The following is a 15,179-nucleotide window of genomic DNA, read 5'->3' on the forward strand; positions in this document are numbered from 1 at the left end:
AGACCTGGAGCATCCCCGCGCGTGTGGGGAGCACATCGTTCACACGCTTCTCGCAGCGGTGCTCACGAAACTGATGAGGATGTAAACGATGATCATCAGAACGAAGAAGGACAGGTCGAGTGCCACGCCCCCGAGACGCAACGGCGGGATGAAACGCCGAAGAAGCTTGAGCGGTGGATCGGTGACAGTGTAGGTGGCCTCCAGGACGACCACCATCGCCTTGCCGGGTGTCCATGAACGTGCGAACTGGAACACGTAGTCCATGACCAGTCGGAAGATCAGCACGATGAGGAAGCACATCAGCGCGATGTAGACCACTTGCAGTGCGACGCCCATCCCGCGCTTCCCTCTCCCCTGCTTCCGCTCTGTTCCCGGTCCCGTATCTGACGGATCGGTCTAGCTTTGGTTGAAGAACCCGCCCTCCGCAATGCGGGCCTTGTCCTCCGCCGTGACATCGACGTTAGCAGGCGACAGCAGGAACACCTTCTGTGTCACGCGTTCAATGCTGCCGTGCAGACCGAACACGAGGCCGGCGGCGAAGTCGACCAGACGCTTCGCGTCCGTGTCGTCCATCTCCGTGAGATTCATGATCACCGGAGTGCCCTCACGGAAGTGTTCCCCGATGGTACGGGCCTCGTTGTAGGTCCGGGGGTGCAGCGTCGTGATGCGGTACGGCTCCCGCTCGGAGACGACCTTGGGCATGATCACGGGTGCGTTCTTCTCCAGGTTGGTGCGGTCAGGTGTGATGGATGCCACGGGGGCAATTCGCGCCGGACGTCCGCTTTCTACCGGCATCGGGAGGGGTTCCCGCTGTGCCGGAGGCTGTACGGCTCGTACCGGTTCGTCCCTTACGGGCGGTTGGTGCACGGGCTGCTGCCGATGGTCGCGGTCACGCGGACGCTCCGGCTCCGGCTCGGGTTCGAACTCGTCATCGGGGTCGTACCCCGGGTTGTCGTACCGGTCGTCCTCCACGAGGCCGAGGTAGACCGCCATCTTGCGCATCGCGCCGGCCATTCTCCGAGTCCTCCGCTCTGTGGTGGATCGCCCTGTCGCAGGTGTCGCTGTGTCAGTCAGCAAGGTCGCTGTGTCACCAAAGTCACCAACTGCCCGCGATCCACGTGGTCTGTCCGCTCATCTGCGGAAATGACCATATTTTCTGCTGTGGTCCGACTTTCTTCGCGACGTTACCCGAGCCGGGGTCTCGCGCCGAGCACCGCAGTGCCGACGCGTACATGTGTCGCACCCGCCTGCACCGCCTGTTCCAGGTCCGCGCTCATTCCGGCCGACACCATCGTGGCAGTCGGATGGTCTTCGCGCAGGCGGGATGACAATTCCACCAGCCTCTCGAAGGCGGCCCGTTCGCGTCCCGCGTACGTGCCGGACAGGGGGGCGACGGTCATGACACCGTCGATCCGCAGTCCGGGCGCCCGCGCCACGAGGTCCGCCAACTCCGGCAGCAGGTCCGGGGCCGCGCCGCCCCGGGCGCCCCGTTCGCCCGACTCGGCGTCGAGGGCGATCTGTACCAGGACGCCGAGTTCGCGACCGGCGGCATCGGCCGCCGTCGACAGTGCCGTGACGAGCTTGGGCCGGTCGACCGACTGCACCACGTGCGCGTATCCCGCCACCGAACGGACTTTGTTCGTCTGCAACTGGCCGACGAAGTGCCAGTCGAGCGGCAGATCCGCGCAGGCCGCGGCTTTGGGGGCGGCGTCCTGGTCGCGGTTTTCCGCAACATGACGGATACCCAGGTCCGCCAGCAGTCGTACGTCGCTCGCGGGGTAGGTCTTGGTGACCACGATGAGGGTCACCTCCTCCCGCGCGCGGCCCGCGGCCGCGCAGGCGGACGCGATGCGCTCCTCCACCCGCGCGAGGTTCTGCGCGAGTTCAGACTTACGGTCTGTCATCAATCCGTTCCAACCACACATATCCGGCGAGCCGCCCGGTCACCCGGTCGCGGCGGTACGAGAAGTGGTCCCGCGACTCCAGTGTGCAGACCGGGGAGCGGTGAACGGAAGCCACCCCCGCCCCGACCAGTTGCGCGTGCACTCCGGCGACCACGTCCACGGCCGGCGTCCCCCAGCTGGTCTCGGCCCACGCGGCCGGCGCCACCTCGGCGACGGCCTCCCGCATCTCGGCCGGTACTTCGTAGCAACGCCCGCAGACGGCCGGTCCCGTACGGGCGACCATGCGCGCGGGGTCGGCGCCGAGGGCGACCATCGCCTCCACGGCGGCGGGGACCACCCCCGCGACCAGTCCCGGCCGCCCGGCGTGGGCGGCGCCCGCGATTCCCGCGACGGGGTCGGCGAGCAGGACCGGGGTGCAGTCGGCGGTGAGCACGGCCAGGGCCAGGCCGCGACGCGCCGTCACCACCGCGTCGACGGCGGGGACCGGTTGCCCGGCGCCCCACGGTCCGTCGACCACGGCCACGTCCCGCCCGTGCACCTGGTTCATCCAGACCACCAGGTCCGGGTCGATGCCCAGGGTGCGCGCCGCGCCGTCCCGGTTCGCACGAACGGCGGCCGGGTCGTCTCCGACCGCGCCGCCGAGATTGAGCTCCTCGTACGGAACGGCGCTCACTCCGCCCCACCGGTCGGTGAAGGCGAAGTGGGCGCCGTTCTCGCTGTGCTGCCCCAAGGTCACTTCAAGAAGTCCGGGACGTCCAGTTCCTCGGCCGGGCTGTCCTGGTACGGCCGGGCCGTCGGGACCTGCGGCGCGGGCGGCGCGGTCTCGACCGGGATCTCCACCGGAGCCGGGGGCTCCTCACGCGGGGTGACCGTACCGAGCCCGCCGAAGGCCGGGCGGACCGGCTCGGGGGCGCGGACCGGCGCGGGCGCCGGCTCCTCGCGCTTGGTGGACGCGGCACCGATGACGTTGTCCCGGCGGGCCGGGGGCTGTCCGCCGTCGAAGCCGGCGGCGATCACGGTGACGCGCACCTCGTCGCCGAGCGCGTCGTCGATGACGGCGCCGAAGATGATGTTCGCCTCGGGGTGCGCGGCCTCGCTGACCAGCTGCGCGGCCTCGTTGATCTCGAAGAGACCGAGGTCCGAGCCACCGGAGATGGAGAGCAGCACGCCGCGGGCGCCGTCGATGGACGCCTCCAGCAGCGGCGAGGAGATCGCCATTTCGGCGGCGGCCACCGCGCGGTCGTCGCCGCGGGCCGAACCGATGCCCATCAGCGCCGAGCCCGCCTCGGACATCACGGACTTGACGTCCGCGAAGTCGAGGTTGATCAGACCCGGGGTGGTGATGAGATCGGTGATGCCCTGGACGCCCGACAGGAGGACCTGGTCGGCCGACTTGAAGGCGTCGAGGACGCTGACCTGGCGGTCCGAGATGGACAGCAGGCGGTCGTTGGGAATGACGATGAGGGTGTCGACCTCTTCGCGGAGCTCGGCGATGCCGTCCTCCGCCTGGTTCGCGCGACGCCGGCCCTCGAAGGTGAAGGGTCGGGTGACCACACCGATCGTCAGGGCGCCCAGCGAGCGCGCGATGTTGGCGACGACGGGTGCGCCGCCGGTGCCGGTGCCGCCGCCCTCACCGGCGGTGACGAAGACCATGTCGGCCCCCTTGAGGACCTCCTCGATCTCCTCGCGGTGGTCCTCTGCCGCCTTGCGACCGACGGCCGGGTTGGCTCCGGCGCCGAGGCCCCGGGTGAGTTCGCGGCCGACGTCGAGCTTGACGTCGGCGTCGCTCATCAACAGCGCCTGGGCGTCCGTGTTGATGGCGATGAACTCGACGCCCTTGAGACCGACCTCGATCATTCGGTTGATGGCATTGACACCACCGCCGCCGACACCGATGACCTTGATGACTGCGAGGTAGTTCTGCGGTGCTGCCACGTCGAAGGCCTCTCGCCTCGAGTTACGTGTCGCCGCCTCGCGGGCCTGCGTTGCGACGACTGATGCCGAAATTGGGACGGTCCGTACGCGCCGACCCGAACCCTCACCCTGAAGTTTAGGGTTAGGGGTGTGTCTGTTCCTTGGACTCTTCCGAACAGGACACTAAGTCGACAAGTAGCGCGTGTTCAACGAACACGCCGAACCTCCCGTTTTTCTTTTCACCCTATGTGATCACCCGTATCGGTGGCCAACCAGGGTGCGTCGCTGTTCGACTCGACGTCAACTCCCGGACACCGCCGGGGCGGTGGGAACGCTCACGTCGAAGTGGACAGCCTTGGGCGCGGCTTTGAGCAAGGCGGTCAACGCCCGGCCCTTCGCCTCACCCAGTTCGCCGCTCCCCCACACGACCGTTCGCCCCTCGGTGAGCTCCAGTACGACCGAATCGTACGACCGCACCTTGACCTGCACCGTCTGCGCCGCGACGGCCTTCGGGAGGCTTCCCGCGATGCCCACCGCCTCGCTCAGCAGCCGCTGCTCGTCGAAGCGGCGGGCGCTCGGGGAGCGCGCCGCGTCCCATTCGAGGACCGGAACACCCGCGGGAGGTTTCGCGACCGTGTCGAATCGCACACCCGATGCGTCCACTTCGACGAACTCCGCGTCCTTCTTGATGAGCAGGACGGGTTTGCGTTCCGTCACTTTCAGCCCGATTCCGTGCGGCCAGGAGCGCGCCACATCGACCGAATCGATGCGGGGCAACTTGGTGCGCAGGCGCTGCGCGATCTCGTCGGTGTCGACGCCCACCATGGGTGCGCCGACGGGCACGGCGGCGGCGGTGAGGACCTGCTCGGGGGTGAGCACCTCGGTGCCGGAGGCCGTGACCTTCTCGACGCGGAGCCAGGAGGATCCGTAGAGCACCCAGGTGCCGCCGCCGGCGAGGAGCACGGCGGCGGCGAGGGAGACGAGGACGGGGACCCGGCGCGAACGTCCGCCACCGGGGCCCCGGGAGCCGGTCCTCTTCGAGGACTTGGGCGGCTTCGGGGGCTTGGGCGAACCGGGGCCCCTGCCCTTGCGGGCGGCCCCACGCTGCGCGGTCGTCGCTCCGGCCACTCCTGTGCCTCCTGGGTCTGTGCGTCCCCCGCTCAGCGGGCTCTGCGTGCGGCGATCGCCTCGTGGACCAGACCGACGAGCAGGTCGTCGGCGTCCCGGCGGCCGAACTCGGCGGCGGCGCGGGACATCTCGTAGAGGCGGTGCGGATCGGACAGCACCGGCAGCACCTGGCCGAGCACCCACTCGGGCGTCAGCTCCGCGTCGTCCACCAGGAGACCGCCACCGGCCTTGACCACCGGCTGGGCGTTGAGCCGCTGTTCGCCGTTGCCGATGGGCAACGGTACGTAGGCGGCCGGCAGTCCGACGGCGGAGAGTTCGGCGACGGTCATCGCGCCCGCGCGGCACAGCATCATGTCGGCGGCGGCGTACGCGAGGTCCATCCGGTCCACGTACGGTACCGGCACATACGGCGGCATCCCGGGCATGTTGTCGACACGCGGCAGTTCGTTCTTCGGACCGACCGCGTGCAGGATCTGGATCCCGGAGCGCTGGAGGGTGGGGGCGATCTGCTGGATGGTCTCGTTGAGCCTGCGGGCGCCCTGTGAGCCGCCGGAGACCAGCAGGGTCGGCAGGTTGGGGTCCAGCCCGAAGGCGGCGCGCGCCTCGGGGCGGACGGCCGACCGGTCCAGGGTGGAGATCGACCGGCGCAGCGGGATGCCCACGTAGCGGGCGCCGCGCAGCTTGCTGTCCGGGGTGGACACGGCGACGGCGTGGGCGTATCGGGAGCCGATCTTGTTGGCCAGTCCGGGCCGGGCGTTGGCCTCGTGGACGATGATCGGCACCCCGAGCCGCTTGGCGGCCAGGTAGCCGGGCAGGGCCACGTAGCCGCCGAAGCCGACGACGCAGTCGGCCTTGGTGCGCACGAGGATCTCCTCGGCCGCCTTGATGGTGCCGCGCAGCCGTCCGGGGACGGTGATCAGCTCGGGCGTGGGCTTGCGGGGCAGCGGTACGGCGGGGATGAGACCCAGCTCGTAGCCGCGCTCCGGGACCAGGCGGGTTTCGAGTCCGCGCTCCGTGCCGAGGGCGGTGATGCCCACGGTCGGATCCTGCCTGCGCAGGGCGTCCGCGAGGGCCAGCGCCGGCTCGATGTGGCCGGCGGTCCCCCCACCGGCGAGTACGACATGCACCGAAATTCACCGCTCTCCGGACGGACGCCTCGTGACGCGCCGTCTCATCGACTTCCATATCGGCTCGCTCCGCTGGCGCCCGGACCTCGGCTGCCGCATCGCGAGTGCCGCACGCGCCGCCGGTTCCTCCCGCGCGAACGCGATGAGCAGTCCGACCGCGAACATGGTCGGCAGCAGGGCGGAACCTCCGTAGGAGAACAGCGGGAGCGGGACCCCGGCGATCGGCAGCAGACCGAGCACCGCACCGATGTTGATCACGGCCTGCGCCGTGATCCAGGTGGTCACGCCTCCCGCGGCATACCGTACGAAGGAGTCCTCCGTGCGTCCGGCCACGCGGATACCCGCATAGCCTAGGGCCGCGAAGAGGGCGAGCACCGACAGCGTCCCCGCCAGACCCAGTTCCTCGCCCGTGATGGCGAAGATGAAGTCCGTGTGGGCTTCGGGTAGTTGACCCCATTTCTCCACGCTGGCACCCAGGCCGGATCCGAACCATCCGCCGGACGCGAGGGCGTAGATGCCGTGGACGGCCTGCCAGCAAAGGTCGTTCTTGCCCGGTTCTGTCGCGCCGAGGCAGGAGAGCCGGTCCATGCGGTGCGGGCTGGTCTTGATGAGCAGTGCGACGATCACACCCGCGAACGCGAGCACGCCGACGAACATCCGGGTGGGCGCTCCGGCGAGCCAGAGCAGGCCGAACAGGATGGCGCCGAGGATCATGGCGGTGCCCATGTCGCCGCCGAGCATGATCAGGCCGAGCAGCAGGAAGGCCACCGGGACCAGCGGCACCAGCAGGTGCTTCCACTGGCTCAGCAGTGCCTTGTCGCCCTTGCGGGCGAGCAGGTCGGCGCCCCACAGGATCAGCGCGAGCTTGCCGAACTCACTGGGCTGGAGCATGAACGGACCGCCCAGGGAGATCCAGTTCTGGTTGCCGTTGATCGACACCCCTATCCCCGGGACCTGGACCAGGACCATCAGGAACAGGGTTCCGGCGAGTACCGGGTAGGACAGCGCCCGGTGCAGCCGTACCGGCATCCGGGAGGCGGCGAACATCAGGACGGCGCCGATGAGGGCGGCCAGGAACTGCTTCTTGAAGAAGTACGCGTCGCCCAGACCCAGCTGGAGCGCCTTGATCATCGAGGCGGAGTAGACCATCACCAGGCCGAGCACGGTGATGAGCAGCGAACTGCCGAGGATCAGGTAGTACGCGGTGAGGGGGCGGTCCCAGGCCTTGCGCAACTGCTGTTGCGTACGCCGGACACGGGCGAGCGGCCCGCGTCCCGCGGGCCGCCCGGCGCCGGACGCCGGGCGGGCCCGGCCCTTCGCCTTCACGGCGCTCGGCCGCCTGCCCGGCAGCATCTGCTTGGCCGGCATCTGTGATCTTCCCCTCCACTCGTGCGAGGCGAGCAGCCGGGTCGGGGAGGGAACCTGCCCTGGATCGACCTAGGCGCTCTCGGCGGCCAGTTCGCGCACCGCGTCGGCGAACGCGTCCCCACGCTTGTTGTAGTTCGCGAACATGTCCATGGAGGCGCAGGCCGGCGCCAGCAGGACCGTGTCGCCGGGTCGGGCGAGCCGGGCGGCTTCCCGGACCGCCGCGAGCATCGCCCCAGTGTCGGTCCGGTCGAGGTCGGTGACCGGGACCTCGGGGGCGTGTCGCGCCAGCGCGTCGGCGATGAGCGCCCGGTCGGCTCCGATCAGCACCACGGCGCGCAGCCGCGGGGCCGACTTCTGGACGAGTTCGTCAAAAGTGGCGCCCTTGGCGAGGCCACCGGCGATCCACACGACGGGTTCGAAGGCGGCCAGCGAGGCTTCCGCCGCGTGGGTGTTGGTGGCCTTGGAGTCGTCGATGTACGTCACCTCGGCGACCTCGGCGACGTGCGCGACGCGGTGGGCGTCGGGGCGGAAGTCGCGCAGCCCGTCGCGCACGGCGCGGGGTTCGACGCCGAAGGCGCGGGCCAGGGCGGCGGCCGCGAGGGCGTTGGCGATGTTGTGCGGGGCGGGCGGGTTGACGTCCTCGACCTGCGCGAGTTCCTGGGCGTTCTTCTGCCGGTTCTCGACGAAGGCGCGGTCGACGAGGATGCCGTCGACGACGCCGAGCATGGAGGGGCCGGGGGCGCCGAGGGTGAAGCCGATGGCCCGGCAGCCCTCTTCGACGTCGGCCTCCACGACGAGGTCCTCGGTGGCCTTGTCGGCGACGTTGTAGACGCAGGCGACGGTGTTGCCCTCGTAGACGCGGCCCTTGTCGGCGGCGTACGCCTCCATGGAACCGTGCCAGTCGAGGTGGTCGGGGGCCAGGTTGAGCACGGCCGCGGAGTGGGCGCGCACGGAGGGCGCCCAGTGCAGCTGGTAGCTGGAGAGTTCGACGGCGAGGACGTCGTACGTCTCCTCGCCGGTCACCACGTCGATGATCGGGGTGCCGATGTTGCCGACGGCCGCGGTCCGCAGACCGGCGGCGCGCAGGATCGACGCGAGCATCTGGGTGGTGGTCGTCTTGCCGTTGGTGCCGGTGATCGCGAGCCAGGGCGCGGCGTTCTCGCCGCGCAGCTGCCAGGCGATCTCCACGTCACCGACGACGTCGACGCCGGCTTCGGCGGCGGCCGCGAACAGCGGGCTGTCGGGCTTCCAGCCGGGCGAGGTGACGACCAGGTCGGTGCCGCCGGGCAGCCGTTCGGCGTCGCCGAGGCGTACGGAGATGCCCGCGGCCTCCAACTCCGCCGCCCGGGCCCGGTGGCCCTCGCTGTCGCCGCCGTCGACGACGGTCACCGAAGCGCCGAGGCCGGCCAGGGCGCGGGCGGCACTGATGCCGCTCACGCCGAGGCCGGCGACGGTGATGTTCTTGCCGTGCCAGGAGGTCACTTGTCGGCTGCCCATCCCGCGTAGAAGAGACCGAGACCCACGATCACGCACATGCCCTGGATGATCCAGAACCGGACCACGACGAGGACTTCGGACCAGCCCTTGAGTTCGAAGTGGTGCTGGAGCGGCGCCATCCGGAAGACCCGCTTGCCGGTCATCTTGAAGGAGCCGACCTGGATGACGACCGACATCGTGATGAGCACGAAGAGGCCGCCGAGGAGGGCCATCAGGAACTCCGTGCGGGAGCAGATGGCCAGACCCGCGAGCGCGCCGCCCAGCGCGAGGGAACCGGTGTCGCCCATGAAGATCTTGGCGGGCGAGGTGTTCCACCACAGGAAGCCGAAGCAGGCACCCATCAGGGCGGACGCAACGACGGCCAGGTCGAGCGGGTCACGGACCTCGAAGCAGGCGTTCGGGTTGGTCAGCGTCTGCGCGTTGGCGCAGGACTCCTGGAACTGCCAGACACCGATGAAGGTGTAGGCGCCGAAGACCATCACCGCGGCGCCGGTGGCCAGGCCGTCCAGCCCGTCGGTGAGGTTCACGCCGTTGGACATGGCCAGGATCATGAACAGCGCCCAGACCACGAACAGCACCGGGCCGATCGACCAGCCGAAGTCCGTGACGAACGACAGCTTGGTGGAGGCCGGGGCGAGTCCGCGGGAGTCCTTGAACTGGAGCGCGAGCACCGCGAAGGCGATGCCGACGATCAGCTGTCCGGACATCTTCGCCTTGGCCCGCAGGCCGAGCGAGCGCCGCTTGACGATCTTGATGTAGTCGTCGAGGTAACCGACCACGCCCATTCCCGCCATCAGGAACAGGACGAGCAGACCGGAGAAGGTCGGCTCGCTTCCGGTGATCACCTTGGTCAGGGCGTACGCGACGAGCGTCGCCAGGATGAAGGAGATGCCGCCCATGGTGGGCGTGCCCTTCTTCCCGGCGTGCCCGCGCGGGCCGTCGTCGCGGATGAACTGGCCGTAGCCCTTGCGGGCCAGCAGCTTGATCAGCAGCGGGGTTCCCACGAGGGTGAGGAAAAGGCCGATGACTCCGGCGAAAAGGATCTGCCTCATCGGCCGGCGACCTCGCCCTCGCGCTCCAGCAACGCCAGCGCGACCCGCTCCAGGCCGACCGACCTGGAAGCCTTCACCAGCACGACGTCCCCCGGGCGCAATTCACTGCGCAACAGGTCGACCGCCGCCTGCGCGTCGGACACGAGCACCGACTCCTCACCCCACGAACCCTCGTTATATGCGCCCAGTTGCAGCCAGGACGCTTCCCTGCCCCCGACTGCTACGAGCTTGCTCACGTTGAGCCGGACGGCAAGCCGTCCCACCGCGTCGTGCTCGGCCAACGCCGCGTCACCGAGCTCGGCCATGGGGCCGAGCACTGCCCACGTACGTCCCCCGTTGGCCCTGGCGCCGCCGCCCATCGCGGCGAGTGCGCGCAGGGCGGCCCGCATGGATTCGGGGTTCGCGTTGTAGGCGTCGTTGACGATCGTCACGCCGTCCGCACGCTCGGTGACCTCCATCCGCCACCGGGACAACGTGCCCGCTCCGGAGAGCGCGGTGGCGATCTCCTCGACGGACATGCCCAGTACATGGGCGACGGCGGCCGCGGCGAGCGCGTTCGACACGTGGTGCTCACCGTACAGCCGCAAGGTCACATCGCTGCACCCGGTCGGGGTGTGGAGTGTGAACGAGGGCTGTCCCCCCGGCGTCATCCGGACCTCGGTGGCCCGTACGTCGGCGCTCTCGGCCTCGCCGAAGAACACCGTACGGGCCTTCGTGCGGCTCTCCATGGCCCGGACCAGGGGGTCGTCGGCGTTCAGCACGGCAACTCCGCCGTCCTCGGCGGCCGGCAGGGCCTCGACCAGTTCCCCCTTGGCCTGTGCGATGGCCTCGCGGCCGCCGAACTCGCCGATGTGGGCGGTGCCGACGTTCAGGACGAGGCCGATGCGCGGCGGGGTCAGACCGGTGAGGTACGCGATGTGGCCGATGCCGCGCGCGCCCATCTCCAGGACCAGGTGGCGGGTTTCGGCGGTGGCCTTCAACGCCGTGAGCGGAAGGCCGATCTCGTTGTTGAGGGAGCCCGGTGTCCACACCGTGGGCGCGTGGTGCTGGAGCACCTGGGCGATGAGGTCCTTGGTGGAGGTCTTGCCGGCCGAACCGGTCAGGGCCACCACATCGGTGCCGAGGCGGCCGACGACGGCGCGGGCGAGGGCTCCGAGCGCCTTCTCCACGTCGTCGACGACGATCGCCGGAACACCGACGGGCCGGGCCGAGAGGACGGCCGCGGCGCCGGCCGCGACCGCGCGCTCGGCGTAGTCGTGGCCGTCGACTTGCTCGCCCGCGAAGGCGGCGAAGAGGCTGCCGGGCTCGACCTGACGGGAGTCGATGACGACGGGGCCGCCGATCCGCACCGAGGGGTCCGGTATGTCGTGGGGCCGCCCGCCGGTGATGTCGGCGATCTCGGCGAGGGAAAGGTCGATCACTGGTTCACCTCGGCCTGTCGGGCGCTGCGCTGCTGGTTCTCGATGGCCGCGCGGAGCACGGCGCGGTCGTCGAAGGGCCGTACGACGCCCGCGGTGTCCTGGCCCTGTTCGTGGCCCTTGCCCGCGACGAGGACGGTGTCGCCGGGCTCGGCGCGCGCCACGGCCGCGGCGATGGCCGCCGCCCGGTCGGCGTCGACGAGGACGGCGCCGCGCTCCTCGGGCGGCACGGACACCGCGCCGGCGAACATGGCGGCGAGGATCGCGAGGGGGTCCTCGGAGCGCGGGTTGTCGGAGGTCAGGACGGCCACGTCGGCGTACCGGGCGGCCGCGGCGCCCATGGGGGCCCGCTTGGTGGTGTCGCGGTCGCCGCCGCAGCCGAGCACGATGTGCAACCGGCCGGTGGTGACCTCGCGCAGGGCCCGCAGGACGGACTCGACGGCGTCGGTCTTGTGGGCGTAGTCGACGACGGCCAGGTACTCCTGGCCCGCGTCGACCCGCTCCAGTCGGCCCGGTACCCCGGGGACCGCGGCGACGCCGTCGGCGGCGGTCTGCGGGTCGAGGCCGGCCGCGGCGAGGGTGACGATCGCGGCGACGGTGTTCGCGACGTTGAAGGGGCCCGGCAGCGGCGCGGTGGCCCGTACCCGCTGCCCGGCGGGGCCGACCAGGGTCAGGGTGGAGTCCATGTGGCCGCTGACCACGTCCTCGGCGCGCCAGTCGGCGGCGGGGTCGCCCGTCGCGGAGAAGGTGACGACCGGGATCGGCGCCTCCTTGGCGAGGCGGCGACCGTACTCGTCGTCGACGTTGACCACCCCGAGGCGGGCCCGGCGCTCGGTGAAGAGCTGGGCCTTCGCCTGGAAGTAGTCCTCCATGTCGGAGTGGAACTCCATGTGTTCCGGGCTCAGGTTGTTGAAGACGGCGACGTCGAAGACGCAGCCGTCGACCCGGCCGAGCACCAGCGCGTGGCTGGAGACCTCCATCGCCACGGCCTCGACGCCGCGTTCGCGCATGACGGCGAACAGGGCCTGGAGGTCGGTGGCCTCGGGGGTGGTGCGCTCGGACTTGATGCGTTCGTCGCCGACGCGCATCTCGACGGTGCCGATGAGCCCGGTGGCGAGTCCCGCCGCGCGGAGCCCGCCTTCGACGAGGTACGCGGTGGTGGTCTTGCCGGAGGTACCGGTGATGCCGAGGCGCAGCAGGCCTTCGCCGGGGCGTCCGTAGATCGTGGCGGCGAGCTCGCCCATCCGGCCGCGCGGATCGTCCACGCTCAGGACCGGCAGGCCCGTCGCGGCGGCGCGTTCGGCGCCCGCGGGGTCGGTCAGGACGGCCGCGGCGCCGAGGGCGGCCGCCTGGGCGGAGAAGTCCGCGCCGTGCAGGCGGGCGCCGGGCAGGGCCGCGTACAGGTCTCCGGGGCGTACCGCACGGGAGTCGTGCGTGATGCCGGTGATCTGCGCGGCGCCCGGATCGGGCAGTCCCAGCAGCGTGGCCAGCTCACCCAGTGGGGTGGGGCCGGTGGACACGGGCCGGGGCGCTCCCGGCGGCGCTGCCGGGGCGTCTTTCTGGGCGTTTCTGGGCTGATCAGCGTGGGGCACGGCGGTGAGCGTACCGGGCGCTGCGGCCCGCCCGCGAAGCGAGCCCCCGGCCGGGGCGTCCTCGGGCGACTGGTTCCCGGCATTCGGGGTGATCGTTGTCACTGATGGTGCCTCACGCTTTTCTGGCTGGTCGGCCGGGTCACTGACCGGGCTGCGGGCTGGGCTGCGTCGTGTTCGGGGCGGCGGGCGGCGGGCCTCCCTCGAAGGTCACCGGGAGTCCGGCGGGTGCCGTGCCGGAAGGGGCGACCTGGAGGGTCTTGAGGGCGAACTCCATGACCGTCTTGTAGATCGGGCCGCAGATCTGGCCGCCGAAGTAACTGCCCTTCGTGGGGTTCTGGATGGCGCAGTAGACGGTGATCCGCGGGTTGTCGGCGGGGGCGAACCCGGCGAAGGAGGCGGTGTAGCCCTTGTAGCGGCCGGTGGCCGGGTCCACCCGGTTGGAGGTGCCCGTCTTGCCGCCGACCCGGTAGCCGGGGATGCGCGCCTTGGTGCCGGTGCCCTCCTGGTCGTCGACCACGGATTCGAGCATCTCGGCGAGGGTCTTGGCGGTCTCCTTGCTGACCACCTGGGTGCGTTCGGGCGCCGGCGCCGGGGTGAAGCGGCCGTCGGGGCCCCTGGTGCCGCGGACCAGGGTGGGGGTGATCCGGACGCCGTCGTTGGCGACGGTCGAGTAGACGGAGGCCGCCTGCATCGCGTTCACGGACAGGCCCTGGCCGAACGGGATCGTGTACTGCTGGGAGGTGGACCAGGCTCCGGGTTCGGCGAGGATGCCGCGCGATTCGCCGGGGTAGCCCAGGCCGGTGGGCGCTCCGATGCCGAACTTGGTCAGGTAGGAGTGCAGGACCTTGTTGGCCTCGGGCTGGGTGGCGCCGAGTTGGCCGGTGGCCAGGATGGTGCCGATGTTGGAGGACTTGGCGAGGACCCCGTTGAGGGTGAGGTACCAGGTGGGGTGGTCGATGTCGTCCTTGAACAGGCGGTCGCCGCGGTGCAGTCGGTTGGGGACCTCGACGTGCGTCGCGGGGGTGGCCTTCTTCTCCTCCAGGACCGCCGCCATCGAGATGACCTTGGCCGTGGATCCGGGCTCGTACACGTCCTGGAGGGCCGCGTTGCCCATGGCGGCGGAGCTGGCCCGGGTCAGGTCGTTGGGGTCGAAGCCGGGGGAATTGGCCATGGCCAACACCTCGCCGGTGCGGGTGTCCTGGACGATGACGTAGCCCCGGTCGGCGGCGGACTTCTCGACCTGCTCGGTGATGGCGCTCTGCGCGGCCCACTGGATGTCGCGGTCGATGGTCAGCTCGATGTCGTCGCCGGGTACGGCGGGCTTCTCGCTGGATCCCGCGGTGGGCACGCGACGGCCCCCGGACTGGGCGTAGGTGAGCTCGCCGTCCTTGCCGGCCAACTTCTTGTCGAGGGAGGACTCCAGGCCCCCGCCGCCCTTGCCCTCGGCGTTGACGTAGCCCAGTATCCCGGCGGCGAGGGCGCCGTTCGGGTACACGCGCTTGCTGCTGTTCTCGTTGAAGACGCCGGCGATGACGTTGGCGCCGGGGCCGTTGCTCTTCTTGTCCGCGGCGGCCTTGTCGGCGAACAGCCGCTTGAGGTCCTTGATCTGGTTCCAGACCTGGGGGGTCTGCCGGCGGGCCAGGACGACGTAGCGGGTGTTCTTGGTCTTCAGGCGCGCGGTGAGTTCCTTGGCGTCCTTGCCGAGGATGGGCGCGAGGAGCGCGGCGGCCTGCTCGGGGGCGTCGGGCGCCTTGCTCTCCTGCGGGGTGAACATCTTCGGGTCCGCGGTGATGTCGTACGCGTCCACGCTGGTCGCCAGGGCGACGCCCTTGCGGTCGGTGATCTCGCCGCGTTCGGCGGCCAGGGTGTGGCTCGCGAAGCGGTTCTCGGAGGCCTTCGCCGAGTACGAGGAGGCGTCGACGGCCTGCACCTGGAGGAGCCGGACGACGAAGGCCAGCATCACCAGGGTCAGCCCCACGCCGACCAGCCGCAGCCGGGGTCGGGGGCTGCCCAGCCGGATCAGGTGCGGCGCGCGCGCCGTGGCGGCGGGTCGCCGGGTCGCGGGGCGCGAGGCCGGACGGGCGTTCGCGCGGGCCCGGTCGCCGGGGCGCGGCCGGGCGGGGCCGGGCACCCGCCGCCGGGGCGGCTCCTTGGGGCTCACGCGCCCACCTCCGCGGTA

At 70.7% G+C, this 15,179-nt stretch carries 13 protein-coding genes; all 13 read right to left on the minus strand.

Going from position 1 to position 15,179, the window contains the following annotated elements; genetic code table 11:
• Positions 1–39: 39 nt before the first annotated feature.
• Positions 40–336, minus strand: coding sequence for a YggT family protein (locus tag ACZ4XJ_RS07185; protein WP_030155988.1), 297 nt, complete (start codon positions 334–336; stop codon positions 40–42).
• A gap of 60 nt (positions 337–396) precedes the next feature.
• Entirely contained in the window at positions 397–1,014 is a 618-nt protein-coding gene (locus ACZ4XJ_RS07190; RefSeq protein WP_281206000.1) for a cell division protein SepF, read from the minus strand.
• Between the two features lie 170 nt (positions 1,015–1,184).
• Entirely contained in the window at positions 1,185–1,904 is a 720-nt protein-coding gene (locus ACZ4XJ_RS07195; RefSeq protein WP_362879671.1) for a YggS family pyridoxal phosphate-dependent enzyme, read from the minus strand.
• A complete protein-coding gene (pgeF, locus tag ACZ4XJ_RS07200; protein WP_383988770.1) occupies positions 1,891–2,640 on the minus strand; it encodes a peptidoglycan editing factor PgeF in 750 nt (249 codons plus the stop codon). Before pgeF ends, ACZ4XJ_RS07195 begins: the two co-directional genes overlap by 14 nt.
• Positions 2,637–3,839 (minus strand): cell division protein FtsZ, encoded by a 1,203-nt coding sequence (gene ftsZ / locus ACZ4XJ_RS07205; RefSeq protein WP_383988773.1) that lies wholly within the window; start codon positions 3,837–3,839, stop codon positions 2,637–2,639. The genes pgeF and ftsZ overlap by 4 nt, the downstream gene beginning before the upstream one ends.
• A 279-nt stretch (positions 3,840–4,118) precedes the next feature.
• Positions 4,119–4,946 (minus strand): cell division protein FtsQ/DivIB, encoded by an 828-nt coding sequence (locus tag ACZ4XJ_RS07210; protein WP_362879675.1) that lies wholly within the window; start codon positions 4,944–4,946, stop codon positions 4,119–4,121.
• Between the two features lie 32 nt (positions 4,947–4,978).
• Positions 4,979–6,073 (minus strand): undecaprenyldiphospho-muramoylpentapeptide beta-N-acetylglucosaminyltransferase, encoded by a 1,095-nt coding sequence (gene murG, locus ACZ4XJ_RS07215; RefSeq protein ID WP_281206005.1) that lies wholly within the window; start codon positions 6,071–6,073, stop codon positions 4,979–4,981.
• A 6-nt stretch (positions 6,074–6,079) separates the two neighbouring features.
• Positions 6,080–7,441 (minus strand): putative lipid II flippase FtsW, encoded by a 1,362-nt coding sequence (gene ftsW / locus ACZ4XJ_RS07220; protein WP_362879677.1) that lies wholly within the window; start codon positions 7,439–7,441, stop codon positions 6,080–6,082.
• Between the two features lie 69 nt (positions 7,442–7,510).
• On the minus strand, positions 7,511–8,938 hold the full coding sequence (gene murD, locus ACZ4XJ_RS07225) for a UDP-N-acetylmuramoyl-L-alanine--D-glutamate ligase (RefSeq protein WP_362879678.1): 1,428 nt from the start codon (positions 8,936–8,938) through the stop codon (positions 7,511–7,513).
• Positions 8,920–9,990 (minus strand): phospho-N-acetylmuramoyl-pentapeptide-transferase, encoded by a 1,071-nt coding sequence (gene mraY, locus ACZ4XJ_RS07230; RefSeq protein ID WP_362879680.1) that lies wholly within the window; start codon positions 9,988–9,990, stop codon positions 8,920–8,922. The genes murD and mraY overlap by 19 nt, the downstream gene beginning before the upstream one ends.
• On the minus strand, positions 9,987–11,411 hold the full coding sequence (locus tag ACZ4XJ_RS07235; protein ID WP_468495583.1) for a UDP-N-acetylmuramoyl-tripeptide--D-alanyl-D-alanine ligase: 1,425 nt from the start codon (positions 11,409–11,411) through the stop codon (positions 9,987–9,989). The genes mraY and ACZ4XJ_RS07235 overlap by 4 nt, the downstream gene beginning before the upstream one ends.
• Positions 11,408–13,102 carry a UDP-N-acetylmuramoyl-L-alanyl-D-glutamate--2,6-diaminopimelate ligase gene (locus ACZ4XJ_RS07240; RefSeq protein WP_362879683.1) on the minus strand — a complete coding sequence of 565 codons (1,695 nt, stop codon included), beginning with the start codon at positions 13,100–13,102 and terminating at the stop codon, positions 11,408–11,410. The genes ACZ4XJ_RS07235 and ACZ4XJ_RS07240 overlap by 4 nt, the downstream gene beginning before the upstream one ends.
• Before the next feature lie 37 nt (positions 13,103–13,139).
• Positions 13,140–15,161, minus strand: a complete 2,022-nt coding sequence (locus ACZ4XJ_RS07245; RefSeq protein WP_468495584.1) for a peptidoglycan D,D-transpeptidase FtsI family protein — start codon at positions 15,159–15,161, stop codon at positions 13,140–13,142.
• Positions 15,162–15,179 lie beyond the last annotated feature (18 nt).

The sequence above is a fragment of the Streptomyces sp. NPDC029836 genome (genome assembly GCF_055574495.1).